Below are 16,829 nucleotides of genomic sequence, written 5' to 3'. Positions count from 1 at the left end.
TGTTACCCCACTGTTAATTTGAAATTTATGTGATCGCCGTCACAAAATCAAACTGTCTTTTACACGCAAATCTATCAGCCTTCATTGTATTTTGGTCAAATAACGCACAGGTAAAACGCTATTTTATTCCCCATCTGCGTATATTCATTCACCGAAACTATTTAATAGCCATTCAGATCGACCGGTCTGGTGATCCGCTATTTACGAGAAACTTGCTACAGATCATCTTTTTTACGGTCTATTGAAATTTACTTTAAATTCAACAGATTAAAAATTCACCTCTTTGTGAGCCGATTTCTTTGCATACTAATTACTTTTAATTAACAAATGTTCACCAAAAATTAAATATTGAGGAAATATTTTGATTACATCATATATCAAGACATGTTTATGTCTGGGGCGTAGGTTTCAGCCCGTGATTCGCATAAAACTTGCTTATGTATTAGATTAAGTTATAGACAGGAAAATTCCGCCCGGCGCTTGCGAGCACGTTACAAAAAGAGTATGAGAATATAGTTAGCGTGCGAACTTTTCAAGCAAGGAGGTCTGATGTCGTACTCACATCTTTTAGTCGCGGTTGCTCCAACGCCCGAGAGCCATGCCCTACTCCAGAAAGCGGTGGCTATTGCGCGTCCCGCCAATGCCCGTATTAGTCTGGTGACCCTTTCGACTGACCCCGAAATGTACAACCAACTCGCCGCACCGATGATGGAAAATCTGCGGGAATTGATGCAAGAAGAAACCCGGCAATTTTTGCAAAGCCTGGTGGATAGCGTCGACTACCCCATCTGGAAATGTCAGATAGCTTCAGGCGAGCTGTGCGAACACGTTAAAACATTTTGCCAGAAACATCAGGTTGACCTGGTTATCTGTGGCAACCATAACCAAAGCTTCTTTTCACGCGCCACCTGCTCGGCGAAGAATATCGTTAAGGGAAGCGGCGTGGATGTGCTGTTAGTGACACTGTAACCAGGCTATTTGCGCACGCGAAAAACCCCGGGGTCGGCATAAATGCCTCGCCCGGGCTACCCATTGCGCCCCCATCCTGTAGCCCGGCCGAGCGCAGCGACGCCGGGGAAAATCGACATTTAAGATCCTCAAACGATGCGTTTCACTCTCTGCCCACAACCCGGGGTCGGCATAAATGCCTCGCCCGGGCTACCGCTATTTGTAGGCCGGATAAGGCAACGCCGCCATCCGGCAATCCGCACCGGACGTCCACAGGAAACCAGCGCCGGAAGTCTCGTCAAACCGTGCGTTTCGCTTTCTGCTTATAGCGGTCGAAAATCACCGCCGCCAGCAATATCAAACCGCGAACCACATACTGCGAGAACGGAGAGATGTTCAGCAGGTTCATGGCGTTCTCCACCGTACCCAGAATCAAAATTCCTGCCACTACATACGAGATTTTACCAATGCCCCCTTTAAGCGATACCCCGCCCAGCACACAGGCCGAGATAACAATCAGCTCATAACCAATCGAGGTCATCGGCTGGCCGCTGGTCATACGCGAGGCCAGGATAATTCCCGCCGCTGCCGACACCAGCCCCGACAGCACAAATATAATAATCTTGGTGCGAACCACCGGCACCCCGGCTAATCGAGCCGCTTCCTCGTTGCCGCCGATGGCCAGGGTATTTCGTCCAAAGGTGGTTTTATTGAGCAGCAGCCCAAAGATGATTAAGCAGCCTACCGTCAGCCAGATTGGCGCAGGTAGCCCCAGCCAGTTTGCGTAACCCAGCTCAAAGAAACGCTCGTCTTCAATCCCCACCGCTTTCCCGTCGGAGATAATGTACGCCAGGCCGCGGACAATCTGCATGGTGGCAAGCGTTGTAATCAGCGCATTGATCTTAAGCCTCGCAATCACGAAACCATTGACCAGACCACTAAGCGCCCCCAGCTGCAGACCGGCAAAGACGCCAATCCACAGGCTTTCGGTGGCATTGATAACCACCGCCGTGGTCACCCCCGCACAGGCGATAACCGAGGCGACGGAGAGATCAAAATCACCGGACGCAAGGCAGAACAGCATTCCACAGGCGACCATGCCCGACATGGAAATCGCCAGCCCCAGCCCCTTCATATTAATGAACGAAGCAAAGTTCGGCACAAAAATAGCGCAGCAGATAAACAGTACGGCGAACACCACCAGCATACCGTACTGATCCCAGATACGACCAAAACTCACAGACGAGCGGCGAGCGCCAGGTGTTGTAACAGATGACATCATAATCTCCTTACTCAGGCCACAGCCTGACTGACTTTAGGCATCGCCAGGCTTAACGCCTGTTGTTCATTGGCGCTCTCATGGAGCAGCTCGCCGGAAATTTCGCCTTCACGCATGACCACAATGCGGTCGGCAACCCCGAGCACTTCCGGCAGGTCGCTTGATGCGAACAGCACAGCAATCCCCGATGCCGCAAGCGCGTAAATCACGTTGTAGATTTCGTGTTTCGCCCCCACGTCGATACCGCGCGTCGGTTCATCAAGCAAGATGACCTTCATCTCTTCCGATAACCAGCGCCCAAGGATGGCCTTTTGCTGATTTCCGCCCGAGAGGTTCATGATGAGCTGCTGCGCTCCCGGGGTTTTAATATTGAGAGATTGGATATGGTGGTCGGCATTGCTCGCCTCCCAGTCATTGTTAATAAGGCATCCGGCGCGAATATGTTTGCGGCGGGCGCTAATATTGATGTTGTCGCGCACCGAGTGCACCGGAATAATGCCCTCAGCTTTACGGTCTTCCGGGCACAGCATCATACCTGCTCGAATCGCCTGCGCTGGCTTATCGATAGTGACCTTTTTGCCATCAATGAAAATATCGCCACCGGTAATTTTGCTGCCGCCAAAGATCCCCTTCATCAGCTCACTTCGCCCGGCGCCCACAAGCCCGAACAGGCCGACAATTTCACCGCTACGCACCGACAATGAAATCGGCGTTCGGACACCCGGCGCTTTCACCCGATCAAGGCGCAGGCGTTCATCACCATATTCACGCGGCTGCCAGCCGTAGATATCACCAATATTTCGACCGACCATCGCCTGCACCAGGCGGTCATGGTTCACCGTCTGCATATCGTCAAAAGTGCAAACATAGCGACCATCTTTGAACACGGTAATGGCGTCACTGAGGGCAAAGATCTCTTCCATTCGGTGCGAAACATAAATGATCACCCTTCCCTCTTTACGCAACTCGCGGATCACCCTGAACAGGTTTTCAATCTCGCGGGCGGAAAGTGAGCTGGTCGGCTCATCAAAGGCAATGACCTTAGCGTTACGCGCCAGCGCCTTGGCAATCTCAACCATCTGCCACTGCCCGATGGAGAGATATTTCAGCGGCGTATCCGGGTCAATATCCAGCCCCAGATGTTCAAGCTGTATGCGCGCTTCGTAATTGAGCAAAGAGCGGTTGACGATCCCGGCACGGCTCGGAAGCTGTCCGAGATAGATATTTTCTGCGACGGTCATCTCCGGGACGAGATGCAGTTCCTGGTAAATAATGGCGATACCCGCATTCAGCGCGGCGGTAGTATCAGCAAAAGAAATCTCTTCTCCACGCAGCGATAGCGTGCCGGAAGTCGGCGCATAGTTACCGCTGAGAATTTTCAAAAGCGTTGATTTCCCGGCACCATTTTCGCCCATCAGCGCATGCACCTGACCGCTGTAGCAATCAAAGCTAATGTCAGATAGCGCCTTAACGCCGGGGAACGTTTTACCAATGCCGCGGAATGAGAGATAAGGGGCAGACTGTTGCATAACGAACTCTCCTTCTCCCCCCGTCGTTGCTGGGGGGAGAATTATCAGGACTTAGAGGCCTTTTTTCGCCAGCTCTTCTTTGAAGTTGTCACGAGTGATAAGCACCACGTCGGTGACGGCGGTGAATTTCGGCGGTTCAACCCCTTTTTCTACCCAGTTGTACAGGAGCTCACTGGTTTTATAGCCGTGGATATCAGGGCTCGGTAACAGCGAACCGAAGAATCCGGTCGCCTGCGCTTTCGACAATTCATTGACCGCATCGACGCCGTTAATGCCGATGCCGATAACGTTCGCCGCTTTAAAGCCCTGGCCTTCCGTGGCCCGAACGCCACCGAGCACGGTGTTATCATTCATGCCGATTATCAACCATTGCTTCACTTCAGGGTGCTGAACTAACAGGGAGTTACCGGCATCAAACGCGCCGGGGATATCATTGGATTTGGTTGGAATCTGATAGATCTGCTTTTCCGGGAAACCGGCAGCCTTGATAGCCTCCATTGAGCCGGTGGTACGACGGCGTGCGGTATCCAGTTCGTTTGCGGTAATCGCCATGACGCCGGTGGTTTTGACATCCCAGCCGCGTTTTTGCATCTCTTTATAAAGCTCCTGGCCCTGACGCGCGCCAATCTCGCTTGCCGCCATCATCACCAGCGGTACGGTGTCCATCGGTTTGCCTTTGGCATTCACAAACTGATCGTCGACGGTGATGACTTTCATGTCATAGCTGCGGGCTTTCGCCACGATAGCAGGCCCCAGTTTCGGGTCAGGGGTACAGATAACAAAACCTTTCGCGCCGCTTGCCGCGAGGCTATCGATAGCATTCAGCGTTTTTTCGCCATCTGGCACGGCAATTTTAATCACATCAAAGCCGAGATCTTTACCCGCCTTATCCGCGAATTTCCACTCCGTCTGGAACCAGGGTTCTTCCGGTTGTTTAACCAAAAAGCCGAGTTTGAGATTTTCAGCCATAGCTGATTGTGACATAACCGCTGCCAGCCCGATGGCCGCCAGCGCTTTAGTAAACTTGTGCATGGTTAACTCCAGCCTAAATGTTCTTTTATGTAGGGGTAAATCAGATGACCGATTTAAAGTAGACATAAAACAAAGTATTAGCTGTTTCGCTTACAGCGTTAACGTTGTTGAAACATTAATAGCCCGGAATTAACTTTTCATAAGAGAGGAACATCACACCGCTGAATTACAGTAAAGTGATGCATAGATTCAGCAGATAATTACATATAAGATTGCGCGAATTGTCAGACAATTCGCGCTATTGCGAGGACTTACCAGCGATAATAGATGTGATCGGCGTGATCGCGCACCGGCGCTTCATCACCTAACAGACGGGCGGCGACGGTGAAGGCAAAATCAAACACGTGACCAAAACCTTTACCGCTTATCAGATTGCCGTCTTCCACCACCGGCGCATCAACGTATTCGCCATTTTTAACGTCCTGCCATAAATCGCCGGAACAGACATAGCGGCGGCCTTTCAGCAGATCGTTGCCCGCTAACACGCGCGCGGCGGCAGAGCAGATTGGGCAGATAAATTTACCGGCGGCATCGTGCGCGGCAACAAACTTAATGACGTCCTGGTTTGCCGCCAGATTCACACTTCCCTGTGGCCCACCCGGCAGGACAACCGCGTCGTACAGTGTGTCCATGCGTTCAGCCAGCGTCGCATCCGCCACCATCGGAATATCGTGATAACTTACCACTGCACGTGATTCTGCACATGACACCAGCTCAACACCAATGTGCAGGCGACGCAGAATATCGATAGTGACAATCGCTTCCCCTTCTTCAAACCCTGGGGCGAGCAAAACTGCAACCTGTTTCATTTTAACTCCTGTCAATTTTATCAATATCATCCTCCCCTAAAATGGGGCCGGACTTTATGTACCCTTAATTACCGCGAACATAATCCTCTTGCTGGCTTTAATCCAAAATGATCCAAAACAAATTTAACGTCATTCCGATATTAAGTACGTAGCCTTAAAATATGACTTATAACCAACAACTTTTGTCCGTGATGCCTTATTGATAACAAATAATACTTATTACGCCTAATGCGCGTTTCATTTTTTCAGAAAATATTAGAAGCAGATCACACTTTTCAAAGCAATAATGAAACATCGTTTCAATTGTTAAAAATGCCTTACCCAGAAGATGCAGCGACATTATATTCGATACATATCAATAGATTACATAAATGCCATAGCGCTGTATTTTTTCATCAGCGTTTCTGTTGTAACGAAACGTAAAAAGCGGCTCATGAGAGTTTTCTTATATGCCTTCTGAGCGTATTATTTTCATGCTGGAGATGAATTATATTCTCCAGATTTATATAAGGATTACCTGTAATAGGTAATCACACTCTAACGCGTAAATAGCGCATGGTTAGCGGCTATTTAGAACTGTGCGATGTCACGCGTATCGTTCCGACCTGGTAATAAGGATATTCACATGGCAGTTTCAGGAATGGTTCAAAAGCTTAATGCTCAGATGAATCTCGAATTTTATGCATCTAATCATTATTTGCGTTTGAGCGAGTGGTGTTCCGAACATCGACTCAATGGTACCGCAACATTTCTTCGTTCACGCGCGCAGTCAAGCGTCACGCAAATGATGCGCGTGTTCGATTATATGAAGAAATCAGGTGCTTATCCGGTAGTAAAAGCGTTTGAAGCTCAGGAAGACGATTGTATGACCCTTGAAGATCTTTTCCTGCAAACCATTGAAGATCATGCCCAGCGTGCTTCAACGCTCTCGCAATTGACCCATGAAGCAAAAGTTCTTCATGACGATAGCACCCTGAGTTTCCTCAATGCACTGGAAGAAGAGCAGGAACAGGATGGTATCTTGCTGAAGACCATTCTGGATGAGATCCGCAGCGCACGTAAGGCGGGTTTATGCATTCAGCAAACCGATCAGCATCTGCTGAATATTGTGTCACACCAAAAACATTAATCATGTCACAAGGGCGGTAACGCCGCCCTTGCTTGCCTTCCTTCCAGCACTCAGGATAAAACCTGGCCCTTTCGCACCGATTAATGCGTGGTGTCTTGCGGCGTAAACTTCAGCTCAATCAAAGCCACGGCTTTCTGAATCGCCCGCAGCGTGACCGGGTCGGCACCTGCCGGATGGGTGGTAAAATCGATGGCTTTTAGCTGTGATGCCATTTTATCGCGCACTTCAACCGGAGCGATAATGTCGATGACATCAAGGATCTGTTTGATTACCAGCTGACAGGCTACCACGTCGGAAACCAGCTCATCATTAGGGGTAAGGTTTTGAGACATTTTTTGCTCCTTTTTTGCGGAGCGTAATAGTAACCTACTTTCGCAGAAGATAAAAAAACCTGCCGTGGCAGGTTTTTTTATCAGAACATACCGCCTGGCGGTACATCTTTGAAAGTTTTGCAATAGTTCTCAAACATGCTTTTGAGGATTTTACGCATGCGCTGTTTCATGGTGATACTCCCGTTTTTTGTTATGCAGATGTTATTGTCTTTACGCACATAATATGACCTGCATCACAAAAATCAATCACTTTGAGATATAAATCACACAAAATTTATTCATTACGTTAAATTTATACAAAAATTGTTATAGAAATCTTCGACTTACTACACCTACAAATTTTATAAAAATTACGCATTTTTTTGATAGGGTTGAAAAATGAGCGAACCTTCCCAGGCCCAGGCAACTCGCGGGGTATCCCCTGCCGCCCTGCTGGTGGCCGGTGCATTCTTTATGGAGTTCCTTGATGGGACGGTGATTGCCACCGCCCTGCCAGACATGGCTAAAACCTTTGGCGTGGAAGCCGTCGATTTGAATATCGGCATCAGCGCCTATCTTATCACCCTCGCGGTACTGATCCCCGCTAGCGGGTGGATAGCCGACCGCTTCGGTGCTCGTACCATCTTTAGCCTGGCGCTGGCTATCTTTACCGTAGCATCCGTATTTTGTGGGCTCGCCACCAGCGCCCATGAATTTGTTGCCATGCGGATCCTACAAGGCGTAGGCGGTGCTTTGATGGTGCCGGTTGGACGCCTTGCCGTTCTCCGCACCACGCCAAAGCATCTGCTGATTACCGCTATTGCCACCCTGACCTGGCCGGCACTTATCGCCCCGATTATCGGGCCGCCGCTAGGAGGATTTATTACCACCGTGGCCGATTGGCGCTGGATCTTCTTTATTAACGTTCCGCTGGGCATTATCGCCATTATCCTGGCGCTGCGCATTATCCCGGATATCCGCGATGACGAGCGCCGTCCTTTCGACCTGCCCGGCTTTCTGGCCACCTCAGTGTCGATGGTCAGCCTGGTTTACGCGATGGAATTACTCGGGGCCGAGAAACTCAACGTCGCTCTGGTGATTGCTCTGCTGCTTATCGGCGGCGTCACCTTCTACTACGCGCTGCGTCATTTTCGCAAAACGCCGTGGCCCATGATTCGTCTTGATGCGTTGCAGGTTCCGACCTTCAAGGTGACGATGTATGGCGGTTCGCTGTTTCGTGCCTCTATCAGCGCCGTGCCGTTCCTGCTGCCGCTGCTTTTCCAGGTAGGATTTGGTATGGATCCGTTCCATTCGGGCCTGCTGGTGCTGGCAGTCTTCGTTGGCAATCTGACGATAAAACCGGCCACCACCCCGCTTATCCGCTGGCTCGGCTTCCGCCGCCTGCTGCTGATTAACGGTGCGCTGAATGTCCTGGCGCTGGTTGCCTGCGCCTTCCTGACGCCGCAGACGCCCGTATGGGTGATTATGCTGGTGCTCTATCTCGGTGGCGTTTTCCGCTCTATCCAGTTTACCGGCGTCAGTACCCTGGCGTTCGCCGACGTCCCTTCACCGCAGATGAGTTATGCCAATACCCTGTTCAGTACCGCCAGTCAGTTAGCCATCGGGCTTGGCATCACGTTAGGAGCGATTGGCATTCGTATTGGTGAAAAGATAAGTTCGATGATGGCGTTAGGGGCCATACCGGGTATTAGTTTCCGCCTTGCCTTTATTTTTATTGCGCTGATTTGTCTGGTCGGCATGTTTGATACGCTTCATCTGACGCGAGATGCGGGGAACGCCGTATCGAAGAAAGTTAAAGCCTAAGCCCGGAATAAAAAAACCCACGCGATGCGTGGGTTTTTGTTTGCCGTTTGAGGTCTGTGGCTTACGCCAGAATCTCGCGAACAAAGGCTTCAATCTCTTTGTTCTGGCAGTTTTCAAAGAAGCATTCCTGGAAACGCTTGCCGGAAACCGCGGTTTTCACCAGTTCCGGGTCAATGGCGCGCAGGGTATCGAGGTAGTTTTCTTTCACTACCGCTGCTTTCACCTGGTTCAGGATACCGGCGTTACGTACCTGCGGCTCTTTACGCTCTGGCGGATAACCTTCGCCGTTACGACCGGTAAATGCTTTTTCAAACATGTAGCGGACGTTCAGCTCAGCGCCCCAGCCATAGCCTTTTGCGAAGGCCAGAGACAGCGCGTTACCGTTGTTGATCTGGGCAAACAGGAAGGCGTCAGCCGGATCCAGGCAGTAGCCGCACACTACGCCTGGGTGAATATTCAGAGACATCATTGCGCCCTGACCGGTGCCACAGCCGGTGACCACGAAGTCGACCGCTTTCGCATTCAGCAGGATGCTGGCCATGATCCCCAGGTGAATGTAGGTCAGGTGATGATCGTTTTCATCGCACATGCCCACGTTATAGACCGGGAAACCTTTCTCATCGGCCACAGCTTTTAACTCATGATGAATTGTCGCGTTTTTGCTGGCCTGGCTATTTTCCATCATCAGTGCAATTTTCATTCTTTCCTCTCCTGAAAGCTACGCGGGCTCACCCGCAGTCGTTCGATTACATTGTAGTAACCTTACTATCAGACAAACGCACTTTCAAATTTTATGAAAAAACGTTTTGATTTTTACTGAGGCGGTCACACTTTTCGTTCTTCCTGGGATTGAAAAAACATTACATAACGCACTCTTTTTTTTCTGTCCATCGGCCAGATGGTCGACTAGACTGGAAACGGACTGGAATAGTCCTTGCTTTTTGTACGCTATTAAATGGATTGAATAGTTTTTCAAAGGAACTGACTTGTGACACAGAACTGCCGGCGTTTTCGACACGGGCTGGGTCTTCTTATACTACTGACCCTGTTAATTATTTTCGCAACTCGTGCTTACGCTATACCGCCGCAAAAGATAAAAACGACGTCAGCTATCCCCGTGTGGATACTTGATGCTGACAGTTTTGAATTCTGGCGTGATGGCAACGGGCAATTTCATGGCTTCTATCCTGAGCTTCTTCACGCGCTGAATTCGCGTTACGGCTATAACCTTACGCTACGTCCCATTGATGGTACGACCTTCGATCAACGGTTTGTCCACCATGATTACGGGCTCTATGCGAGCGTGTTGCAGACCCGTGAGTATTTGCATAACAACATCTTATCGAGTCGGCTGCTGGAAAGTACCATCGTAGCCGCCAGTATCACCCGCCCGGCCGCATCCATTAACGATCTTAATAATACCCGTGTAATTTTCCGACGCAGCGACCAGACGCAGGAGCTCATCAGACGCGTTTATCCCACGCTACAGTTCCAGCAGATTATCGAGGTAGAAAGCAGTAACGAAGCCCTGCAAATTCTTCGCAGCGGCGGCGCGGACTTTTATATCAATGAGGATCGCGAAATCGGCGGCCCGCAGTATTACTACACGATCTCCCGCCCCTTCAATTCGCTTCGCATCACCTCATCTTTCGGCATCAGCCCGGAATTAATCTCGATGCGTAACAATATTAATCAGCTGATTAATGAATGGCAGCAAAACGGGAAATTGCAGGCGCTGGAGCAACAAAGCCAACGCGATTATCTGCGTCATAAACTGAATATCACCGATGCAGAAAAAGCCTGGCTTGCGGAAAATAGCCTCACTTTGCTGTTACCCAAAAATGAGAACTTTGCGCCGATTATCTGGAAAGATGAGCAAGGCTATCACGGTAGTGCAATCGCGATGATAGAAGACCTTCGAGAGCTGCTTAACATTAATGTCAATGTGCAATTTGTAGATAGCTATCTGATTCGTATGCAAAATGAAGAATGGCCTATCCACCTTGCCGACATTATTGATGTGCGCAATGGCGCGCAGATGGAAGGGTTAGTCGGGACGTTAGTCAACGGCTATAACGCGTATTACAACAAGATTGGGCAGCCCTTTATTCTGGACGAAGAGCAAGTCCGGCATCAGCGAGTGGGGGTTATTCGCGGTTCGTTTGCTGCCTATTATCTGCGCCAGCGCTTTGGTTCTGAGGTCAACATCGTCTCACGAGCTTCTATAGATGAACTGCTGGATTCTATTGATAATAACCAAATTGACTTTATCCTGGGCGACCTCACCTCGCTTGAGCAGGCGCTGCGCGGCAGCGATCTTTTCCGCGGAGCGCTGAAAGTCGCCGGACTGACCAATTCCAGCTATCAGATTGGCACCTGGATAAACGTCGATCATCCTCTGCACGCGCTGCTTGCGCAGGTGCATCTTATTTCGAACTATCGTTACCAGTTAACGCCGCCTACCCGCCTCGCTCCAACGATGTCTTTAAGCAAAAACGCACTGCAGATCATCAGCGCCGGGCTATTAGCACTGCTCATCTTTATTCTCAGCATGATGTTGATGATGTGGCGGCATATGAATAAAAACCGTGCCATAAACCGTAGCATCGTCGAAGCAATGGAAAAGATAAATCACGTCCATGATGATGAAACCGGCTGTCATATTCGTCGCGTCGCCGCGTACTGTAGCCTCCTTGCCGCTAACCTGAAGCTACCGCAGAAAAATATCCGCGCCATAGAAACGTACGCCTCGCTGCATGACATAGGCAAAATTGCCGTACCTGAGCATATTCTGCGTAAAAAGGACAAGCTCACCGAGGACGAATTCAAGCTGATTCAGCAGCACACGACAAAAGGCTGGCGAATTGTTCAGGGGCTGGTATTAGGGTCGGTGGCTGAAAATCTTATTCATTATCATCATGAAAAGTGGGACGGCAGCGGCTACCCGGAAGGGCTTGCTGGCGAAGCCATTCCGCTGGAGGCGCGCATTCTCGCGATTGCCGATGTCTATGATGCGCTGCGGCAAAAGCGGGTCTATAAGCCCAGCTTCTCCCACGAAAAGGCGTGTGAAATTATCATCAACAGCGCCGGCAGCCATTTTGATCCGGCGCTGGTCGAGGTGTTTCGTGAGCTTCACCTTCAGTTTAAGGCCATTTATGACTCACGAAGAGATTAACCTCAGGATATAGCGACTATTCAAGGGATTGCTCCTGGAAGCGAAAGCTACAATAGGCTTACGACAGATTGCGCAGAGCGACTTGATGAAAAGCCTTTTACTTATCCCGGCCCTCCTGACACTTTCCGCGTGTTCAATTCCCCGCGCCGCAAGCGTCAGTGAAGTGGACCAGACCAGCGGTATCGTGCGTTTAACCTATGGCCAGGCTATTTTACAAAATGCCAAAACCGATGATTATCTTGCCCAATCCGAAGCCAATAAGGCCTGTCAGCAGATGGGCTACGCCACGGCATTTCCTTTTGGTCAACCGATTACCACCTGCACCACCACCAGCGGCTCTGTCTGCCTGAATGAGCAGGTCACTCTCCAGTATCAATGCCGTGGAATAGCTAACGTTCCCGTCAGCTCCGCCTATTATTAAACGCTCGCGCCGGTCTTCCGGCGTTATTTAATATTTACCCCTTCTCTTCTAATATTTATGCCAATGCGTGTTATTCCCATTCGCATTATTAAATAAATGATTTTTTATTTACCTTTTGCAAATAAATTAATAACAACTTATAGTTCTGCTGTAATTAACTTGTGAAATATTTTTCTGGAGCGAAACTATGCTGAAAGCGCCAATGATCGAGAAATTAAACGAGCAGATGAATCTCGAGCTCTATTCTTCTTTACTGTATCAACAGATGAGCGCCTGGTGCAGCTTCAACAGTTTCGAAGGGGCCGCCGCATTTTTACGCCGCCACGCCCAGGAAGAGATGACCCACATGCAACGTCTGTTCGACTATCTCACCGATACCGGGAGTCTGCCGCGCATCAATACCGTCCCAACGCCGGTTGCCGAATACGCATCACTGGATGAACTCTTCCGGGTGACCTACGAACATGAGCAACTTATCACCAGTAAAATCAACGAACTGGCGCATGCGGCAATGACCAATCAGGATTATCCAACCTTTAATTTCCTGCAATGGTATGTTTCAGAGCAACATGAAGAAGAGAAGCTGTTTAAATCAGTTATTGATAAGCTGACGCTGGCGGGTAAAAGCGGCGAAGGGTTGTACTTTATTGATAAAGAGCTGGCAACGCTCGATTCGCAAAATTAATTTTCATGCAGCGGCGTACCCACGCCGCTGCAGATTAATGACGACAAATTTTGCTTGCTGCCGTATTAAAACCTGCCTCCAGGGGAATAAACTTTCCTTTTTGCTGCAAGAAAGCCACTAATTCTGACGCACTCATATTCTCAGTGGAACAGGTATGAAAACGCGCCTGCGCGCCAAAGCGTGATTGAATAGCCGCCTCCAGACTTTCCATAGTGTATTGCTCGCCTGACTCCAGCATCATATTTAAAACGTTATGACCGTGAATAGATTCCATAAATCCCCCTCAAATAAAACACCACAATAAACGGTATTTGTTTTGCATGTTTTGCGCTAACGCAGCTTTCTTTCCCTCTTTAAAATGTAAATAAAACGGTACACCTGCTGTAATTCAGATTTGACGAAATTGCTCGTTTCACATACTCTGCGCGACATCTTTGGTTGTGATGGCATTCAGAAGTAGAGGAAAGCGTGAGAAACCGTACCCTGGGGAGTATTTTAATCGTAGCGGGCACCACTATTGGCGCAGGAATGTTGGCAATGCCGCTGGCCTCTGCTGGCGTCGGCTTTGGCGTTACGCTGGTGCTGCTGGTCGGCCTGTGGGCGCTGATGTGCTATACCGCCTTACTGTTGCTGGAAGTCTATCAGCATGTCCCTGCTGATACCGGACTCGGGTCACTGGCGCTGCGCTACCTCGGACGTTACGGGCAATGGATCACCGGTTTTAGCATGATGTTCCTGATGTACGCGCTGACGGCGGCCTACATCAGCGGTGCAGGCGAACTGCTGGCTTCAAGCCTCAGCCAATGGTTTAGTTTCGATATGCCTCCTTCCCTTGGCGTTCTGCTGTTTACGGCAATCGGCGGCATGGTCATTTGCATCGGCACTTCGCTGGTCGATCTCTTTAACCGCTTCTTGTTCAGCGCCAAAATTATTTTCCTGGTGGTGATGCTGATCCTGCTTTTGCCGCATATTCATAAAATTAACTTGTTAACGCTACCGCTGGAACAGGGGCTGGCGCTCTCTGCCATTCCGGTTATCTTTACTTCATTTGGATTCCACGGCAGCGTGCCGAGTATCGTTAGCTATATGAGCGGCGATATTCGCAAGCTTCGTCGGGTGTTTGTCATCGGTAGCGCGATTCCATTGGTGGCCTATCTGTTCTGGCAGCTTGCCACGCTGGGTAGCATCGACTCCCCGGTATTTAGCGCTTTAATGGCGGAGCACACCGGGTTGAACGGCCTGCTGATGGCTATTCGCGAAGTTGTGGCTTCTCCCCATGTTGAGCTGGCTGTGCATCTGTTTGCCGACCTGGCGCTCGCCACCTCATTCCTTGGCGTAGCGTTGGGGCTGTTTGATTATCTAGCCGATCTGTTCCAGCGCCAGAACAGCGTTCGTGGACGTCTGCAAACCGGTGCGATTACCTTTTTGCCACCGCTGGCTTTTGCGCTCTTCTATCCGCGCGGATTTGTGATGGCACTGGGCTATGCCGGTGTAGCGCTGGCAGTTCTGGCACTGATTATTCCGTCAATGCTGACGCTACAGAGTCGTAAGCACCACCCAGAAGGCGGTTATCGGGTGGCAGGCGGTACGCCGATGCTATGGCTGGTCTTTGCTTGTGGGATTGCGGTGATACTGATTCAGGCGGGAATTGCGACGGGAGTGTTGCCGTCGGTTGGGTAAGACAATGACGCAACGGCGGGTAAATCGTTCGCTCCCGCCGTCGCGTTTTATTGATTAGCCCCGGTTAGCCATGTGATGAATTAAACCACGACACCATCGAATTGTAGCTGGACATAAGTTTCGCAAAAGATCCATCCACCATTTGAGGCGCACTTCTCATCAGCACGGCCTCGCCGTCATCAAGCGGCGTGTTATCCCGAACACGGCGCACGCGGTTTTTAGCCGCCAGTAAATATTGCTCCGCCGCATCGACAAACGTGGTGTTGCTCATTTGCGCTTCGGCGAGCTTCGATTTCAATTGCTCGATCTGTTCGCCCAACGCCTTCACCTGCTTCATTGCGCTATCCGTATCAAACTTATCGGGTTCGAGCATCTGGTTGATCTTTTTACTATTCAGCATGATCGACAGCGAATAATAATTCGCAGATTTTCCTTCCTGCTCCTCGATTTTCTTCAGCTGTTCTTCTTGCCGACGATTATTGACTTCATGTATGGCGGCTGAAAAAGCTTCTGATGCAGGTTCAAAGGCGGTTAATGCCTTAAGGAATTCCGCGTGTAGCGCCTTACCTTGAGCAAAGTTATCGTCTTTATAATCTTGCTGCTGGTAATATTTATTCATCTTGCTGATTATTTTCTTCATATCAATTACTGAATTGATATAAGGCACCGCCAGTTTATCAATTGGCGCCAGTTCAGGTTTTAAAGCAGAAACTGCGGTGATATTTTTCTGGCATTTATTATACGGCACGTCAATATCAATAATACCACTCACATACTGTTCTTTCCCGGTCGGCCCGGTGCGCGGGTCAGCCAGCCAGGCGCTGTAGCTTTTAATGCTGGTATATATCGTTGAGTCCATATCATTGTAGCACTCAATATATATACCCATTTTTTCGTTAATAATACTTTCAGGGTCGCGTTGTTTTTCTTCTGGCTTGTGTTTAGGTGTGTCAGGCGAGGCCTGCTGTGCTGCTGATGCCGCAGGTGGCACGGCATCCTTCTCCGGCTGTTTATTATCATCACAACCCACAACGCCAACTAATAATAATGCGCAACCTATTGCTACAGATAATAAGTTCCTTTTCATGTGTATTCCTTGAGTTTTAAATATAGGTGGTCGATTGGATTAATATCTTTCGTTATAGTTCACTTGTAAAGTCAGAAAATATACTGGCGAGATTAATACACGCAGGAGCACAGGCTTATTCGGCCAATAATAATGGCTAGTCCGAGCAAGCGCGGCGGCGCTGGGAATTTCGCAAGGGTCAGCATCGAGCAGAACCCGGGGTCGCATTCTGCTCGCCCGGGCTACATTGGAGGGGGATTATTTACCGCAGCACTGCTTATATTTTTTGCCGCTGCCGCATGGGCAAGGATCGTTACGACCAATTTTGGCAGCGTTAACAATCGGCTGTTTGACCGGGGTTTCTTTCGGGTTATCCATCCAGTAGTCAAATAACGCCAGCGCCGCCGGGCGGATACGGTCGATGCTCGCAACATACTCTTCAGCGGTAAATTTACCCAGCTCGGTGGTTTTCGCTTCGTCGCCGTGCAGGGTGATGTTATCAAGCTCAGCCTGCAATTCAGCCGGCAGCCCGCTCCAGTCGCTCAGGGCTACGCCGCGCAGATAGCCGTAGCACCACTCCTCAACGATAGTCAGTTCCTGATCTTCTTCTTCGCGGGTACCAAACAGCGGTTCGAACTGGTCTGGGTAGTCATTGAGACGGTCGGAAACATCGCTCATATGCTGCAAGATCAGGTTCACAAAACGGTCGCGTTCACGATCGCTTGCCCAACGTGGCACGTTATCGGCCCCACCCCAAACGGCGTACATCCACTGAGCGGGTTCAATTTCCAGCGGAGAAGAAAGAATCGCCGTCAGCATACCGTCAAGCTCAGAAACGTCGATAATCGACGCCTCGGTGGCATACTTTGCAATAATCTCGTCCAGCCATTCCAGTTCGCTTTCGGTTAATGGTCCCGTTTTCATACTTTTCTCTATCGTTG

17 protein-coding genes are annotated in these 16,829 nt (G+C 49.8%); 7 read left to right on the top strand and 10 right to left on the bottom strand.

Annotation, left to right across the window (positions count from 1 at the left end):
* Window positions 1–549 precede the first annotated feature (549 nt).
* Window positions 550–969, top strand: a complete 420-nt coding sequence (gene uspC, locus ACIPDS_RS10715; protein ID WP_400735292.1) for a universal stress protein UspC — start codon at window positions 550–552, stop codon at window positions 967–969.
* 277 nt (window positions 970–1,246) lie between these two features.
* Here the strand turns inward: uspC and araH are convergent, their stop codons facing one another.
* From araH to ACIPDS_RS10695, 4 genes are all read right to left on the bottom strand, one after another.
* Entirely contained in the window at window positions 1,247–2,227 is a 981-nt protein-coding gene (gene araH, locus ACIPDS_RS10710) for an L-arabinose ABC transporter permease AraH (RefSeq protein ID WP_400735603.1), read from the bottom strand.
* A gap of 14 nt (window positions 2,228–2,241) precedes the next feature.
* A complete protein-coding gene (araG, locus tag ACIPDS_RS10705) occupies window positions 2,242–3,756 on the bottom strand; it encodes an L-arabinose ABC transporter ATP-binding protein AraG (protein WP_400735288.1) in 1,515 nt (504 codons plus the stop codon).
* Between the two features lie 51 nt (window positions 3,757–3,807).
* A complete protein-coding gene (locus ACIPDS_RS10700; protein WP_400735286.1) occupies window positions 3,808–4,788 on the bottom strand; it encodes an arabinose ABC transporter substrate-binding protein in 981 nt (326 codons plus the stop codon).
* Between the two features lie 251 nt (window positions 4,789–5,039).
* Window positions 5,040–5,597: a DJ-1/PfpI family protein gene (locus ACIPDS_RS10695; RefSeq protein WP_166513530.1), complete on the bottom strand. Its 558-nt coding sequence runs from the start codon at window positions 5,595–5,597 to the stop codon at window positions 5,040–5,042.
* A gap of 625 nt (window positions 5,598–6,222) precedes the next feature.
* On the opposite strand from ACIPDS_RS10695, the gene ACIPDS_RS10690 reads away from it, so the two are divergent.
* Entirely contained in the window at window positions 6,223–6,726 is a 504-nt protein-coding gene (locus ACIPDS_RS10690) for a non-heme ferritin-like protein (protein ID WP_166513529.1), read from the top strand.
* Between the two features lie 80 nt (window positions 6,727–6,806).
* Here the strand turns inward: ACIPDS_RS10690 and ACIPDS_RS10685 are convergent, their stop codons facing one another.
* Both ACIPDS_RS10685 and azuC read right to left on the bottom strand, forming a co-directional pair.
* Window positions 6,807–7,058 carry a DUF2766 domain-containing protein gene (locus ACIPDS_RS10685; protein WP_166513528.1) on the bottom strand — a complete coding sequence of 84 codons (252 nt, stop codon included), beginning with the start codon at window positions 7,056–7,058 and terminating at the stop codon, window positions 6,807–6,809.
* A gap of 80 nt (window positions 7,059–7,138) precedes the next feature.
* Window positions 7,139–7,228 (bottom strand): stress response protein AzuC, encoded by a 90-nt coding sequence (gene azuC / locus ACIPDS_RS10680; RefSeq protein ID WP_166513527.1) that lies wholly within the window; start codon window positions 7,226–7,228, stop codon window positions 7,139–7,141.
* Window positions 7,229–7,436: 208 nt separating this feature from the next.
* Here azuC and ACIPDS_RS10675 point away from each other — a divergent pair, with 208 nt between their 5' ends.
* The gene (locus ACIPDS_RS10675) at window positions 7,437–8,861 is read left to right on the top strand and encodes an MFS transporter (protein ID WP_400735282.1); all 1,425 of its coding nucleotides are present in this window, start codon (window positions 7,437–7,439) and stop codon (window positions 8,859–8,861) included.
* A 61-nt stretch (window positions 8,862–8,922) separates the two neighbouring features.
* Here the strand turns inward: ACIPDS_RS10675 and ACIPDS_RS10670 are convergent, their stop codons facing one another.
* Complete coding sequence (locus ACIPDS_RS10670) at window positions 8,923–9,561, bottom strand: RpiB/LacA/LacB family sugar-phosphate isomerase (protein WP_166513525.1); 639 nt, start codon at window positions 9,559–9,561, stop codon at window positions 8,923–8,925.
* A gap of 417 nt (window positions 9,562–9,978) precedes the next feature.
* Between ACIPDS_RS10670 and ACIPDS_RS10665 the strand changes: the two genes are divergently transcribed.
* From ACIPDS_RS10665 to ftnA, 3 genes are all read left to right on the top strand, one after another.
* Complete coding sequence (locus tag ACIPDS_RS10665) at window positions 9,979–12,036, top strand: HD domain-containing phosphohydrolase (protein WP_400735280.1); 2,058 nt, start codon at window positions 9,979–9,981, stop codon at window positions 12,034–12,036.
* Between the two features lie 85 nt (window positions 12,037–12,121).
* Window positions 12,122–12,457 (top strand): YecR family lipoprotein, encoded by a 336-nt coding sequence (gene yecR, locus ACIPDS_RS10660; RefSeq protein WP_400735278.1) that lies wholly within the window; start codon window positions 12,122–12,124, stop codon window positions 12,455–12,457.
* A gap of 187 nt (window positions 12,458–12,644) precedes the next feature.
* Window positions 12,645–13,142: a non-heme ferritin gene (gene ftnA, locus ACIPDS_RS10655; RefSeq protein ID WP_166513523.1), complete on the top strand. Its 498-nt coding sequence runs from the start codon at window positions 12,645–12,647 to the stop codon at window positions 13,140–13,142.
* A gap of 34 nt (window positions 13,143–13,176) precedes the next feature.
* Here the strand turns inward: ftnA and ACIPDS_RS10650 are convergent, their stop codons facing one another.
* Window positions 13,177–13,416: a YecH family metal-binding protein gene (locus tag ACIPDS_RS10650; RefSeq protein ID WP_400735275.1), complete on the bottom strand. Its 240-nt coding sequence runs from the start codon at window positions 13,414–13,416 to the stop codon at window positions 13,177–13,179.
* A gap of 194 nt (window positions 13,417–13,610) precedes the next feature.
* Between ACIPDS_RS10650 and tyrP the strand changes: the two genes are divergently transcribed.
* Window positions 13,611–14,822, top strand: a complete 1,212-nt coding sequence (gene tyrP / locus ACIPDS_RS10645) for a tyrosine transporter TyrP (RefSeq protein ID WP_400735273.1) — start codon at window positions 13,611–13,613, stop codon at window positions 14,820–14,822.
* 64 nt (window positions 14,823–14,886) lie between these two features.
* Here the strand turns inward: tyrP and ACIPDS_RS10640 are convergent, their stop codons facing one another.
* Window positions 14,887–15,909 carry a YiiG family protein gene (locus ACIPDS_RS10640; RefSeq protein ID WP_400735271.1) on the bottom strand — a complete coding sequence of 341 codons (1,023 nt, stop codon included), beginning with the start codon at window positions 15,907–15,909 and terminating at the stop codon, window positions 14,887–14,889.
* A 237-nt stretch (window positions 15,910–16,146) separates the two neighbouring features.
* Window positions 16,147–16,812 (bottom strand): YecA family protein, encoded by a 666-nt coding sequence (locus ACIPDS_RS10635; protein ID WP_400735269.1) that lies wholly within the window; start codon window positions 16,810–16,812, stop codon window positions 16,147–16,149.
* Window positions 16,813–16,829 lie beyond the last annotated feature (17 nt).

The organism is Kluyvera sp. NPDC087067 (genome assembly GCF_044745165.1).
GTDB lineage: Bacteria > Pseudomonadota > Gammaproteobacteria > Enterobacterales > Enterobacteriaceae > Kluyvera.
The sequence above is the reverse complement of the archived record's forward strand: the minus strand, read 5'-3'. Positions and strand labels throughout refer to the sequence as shown.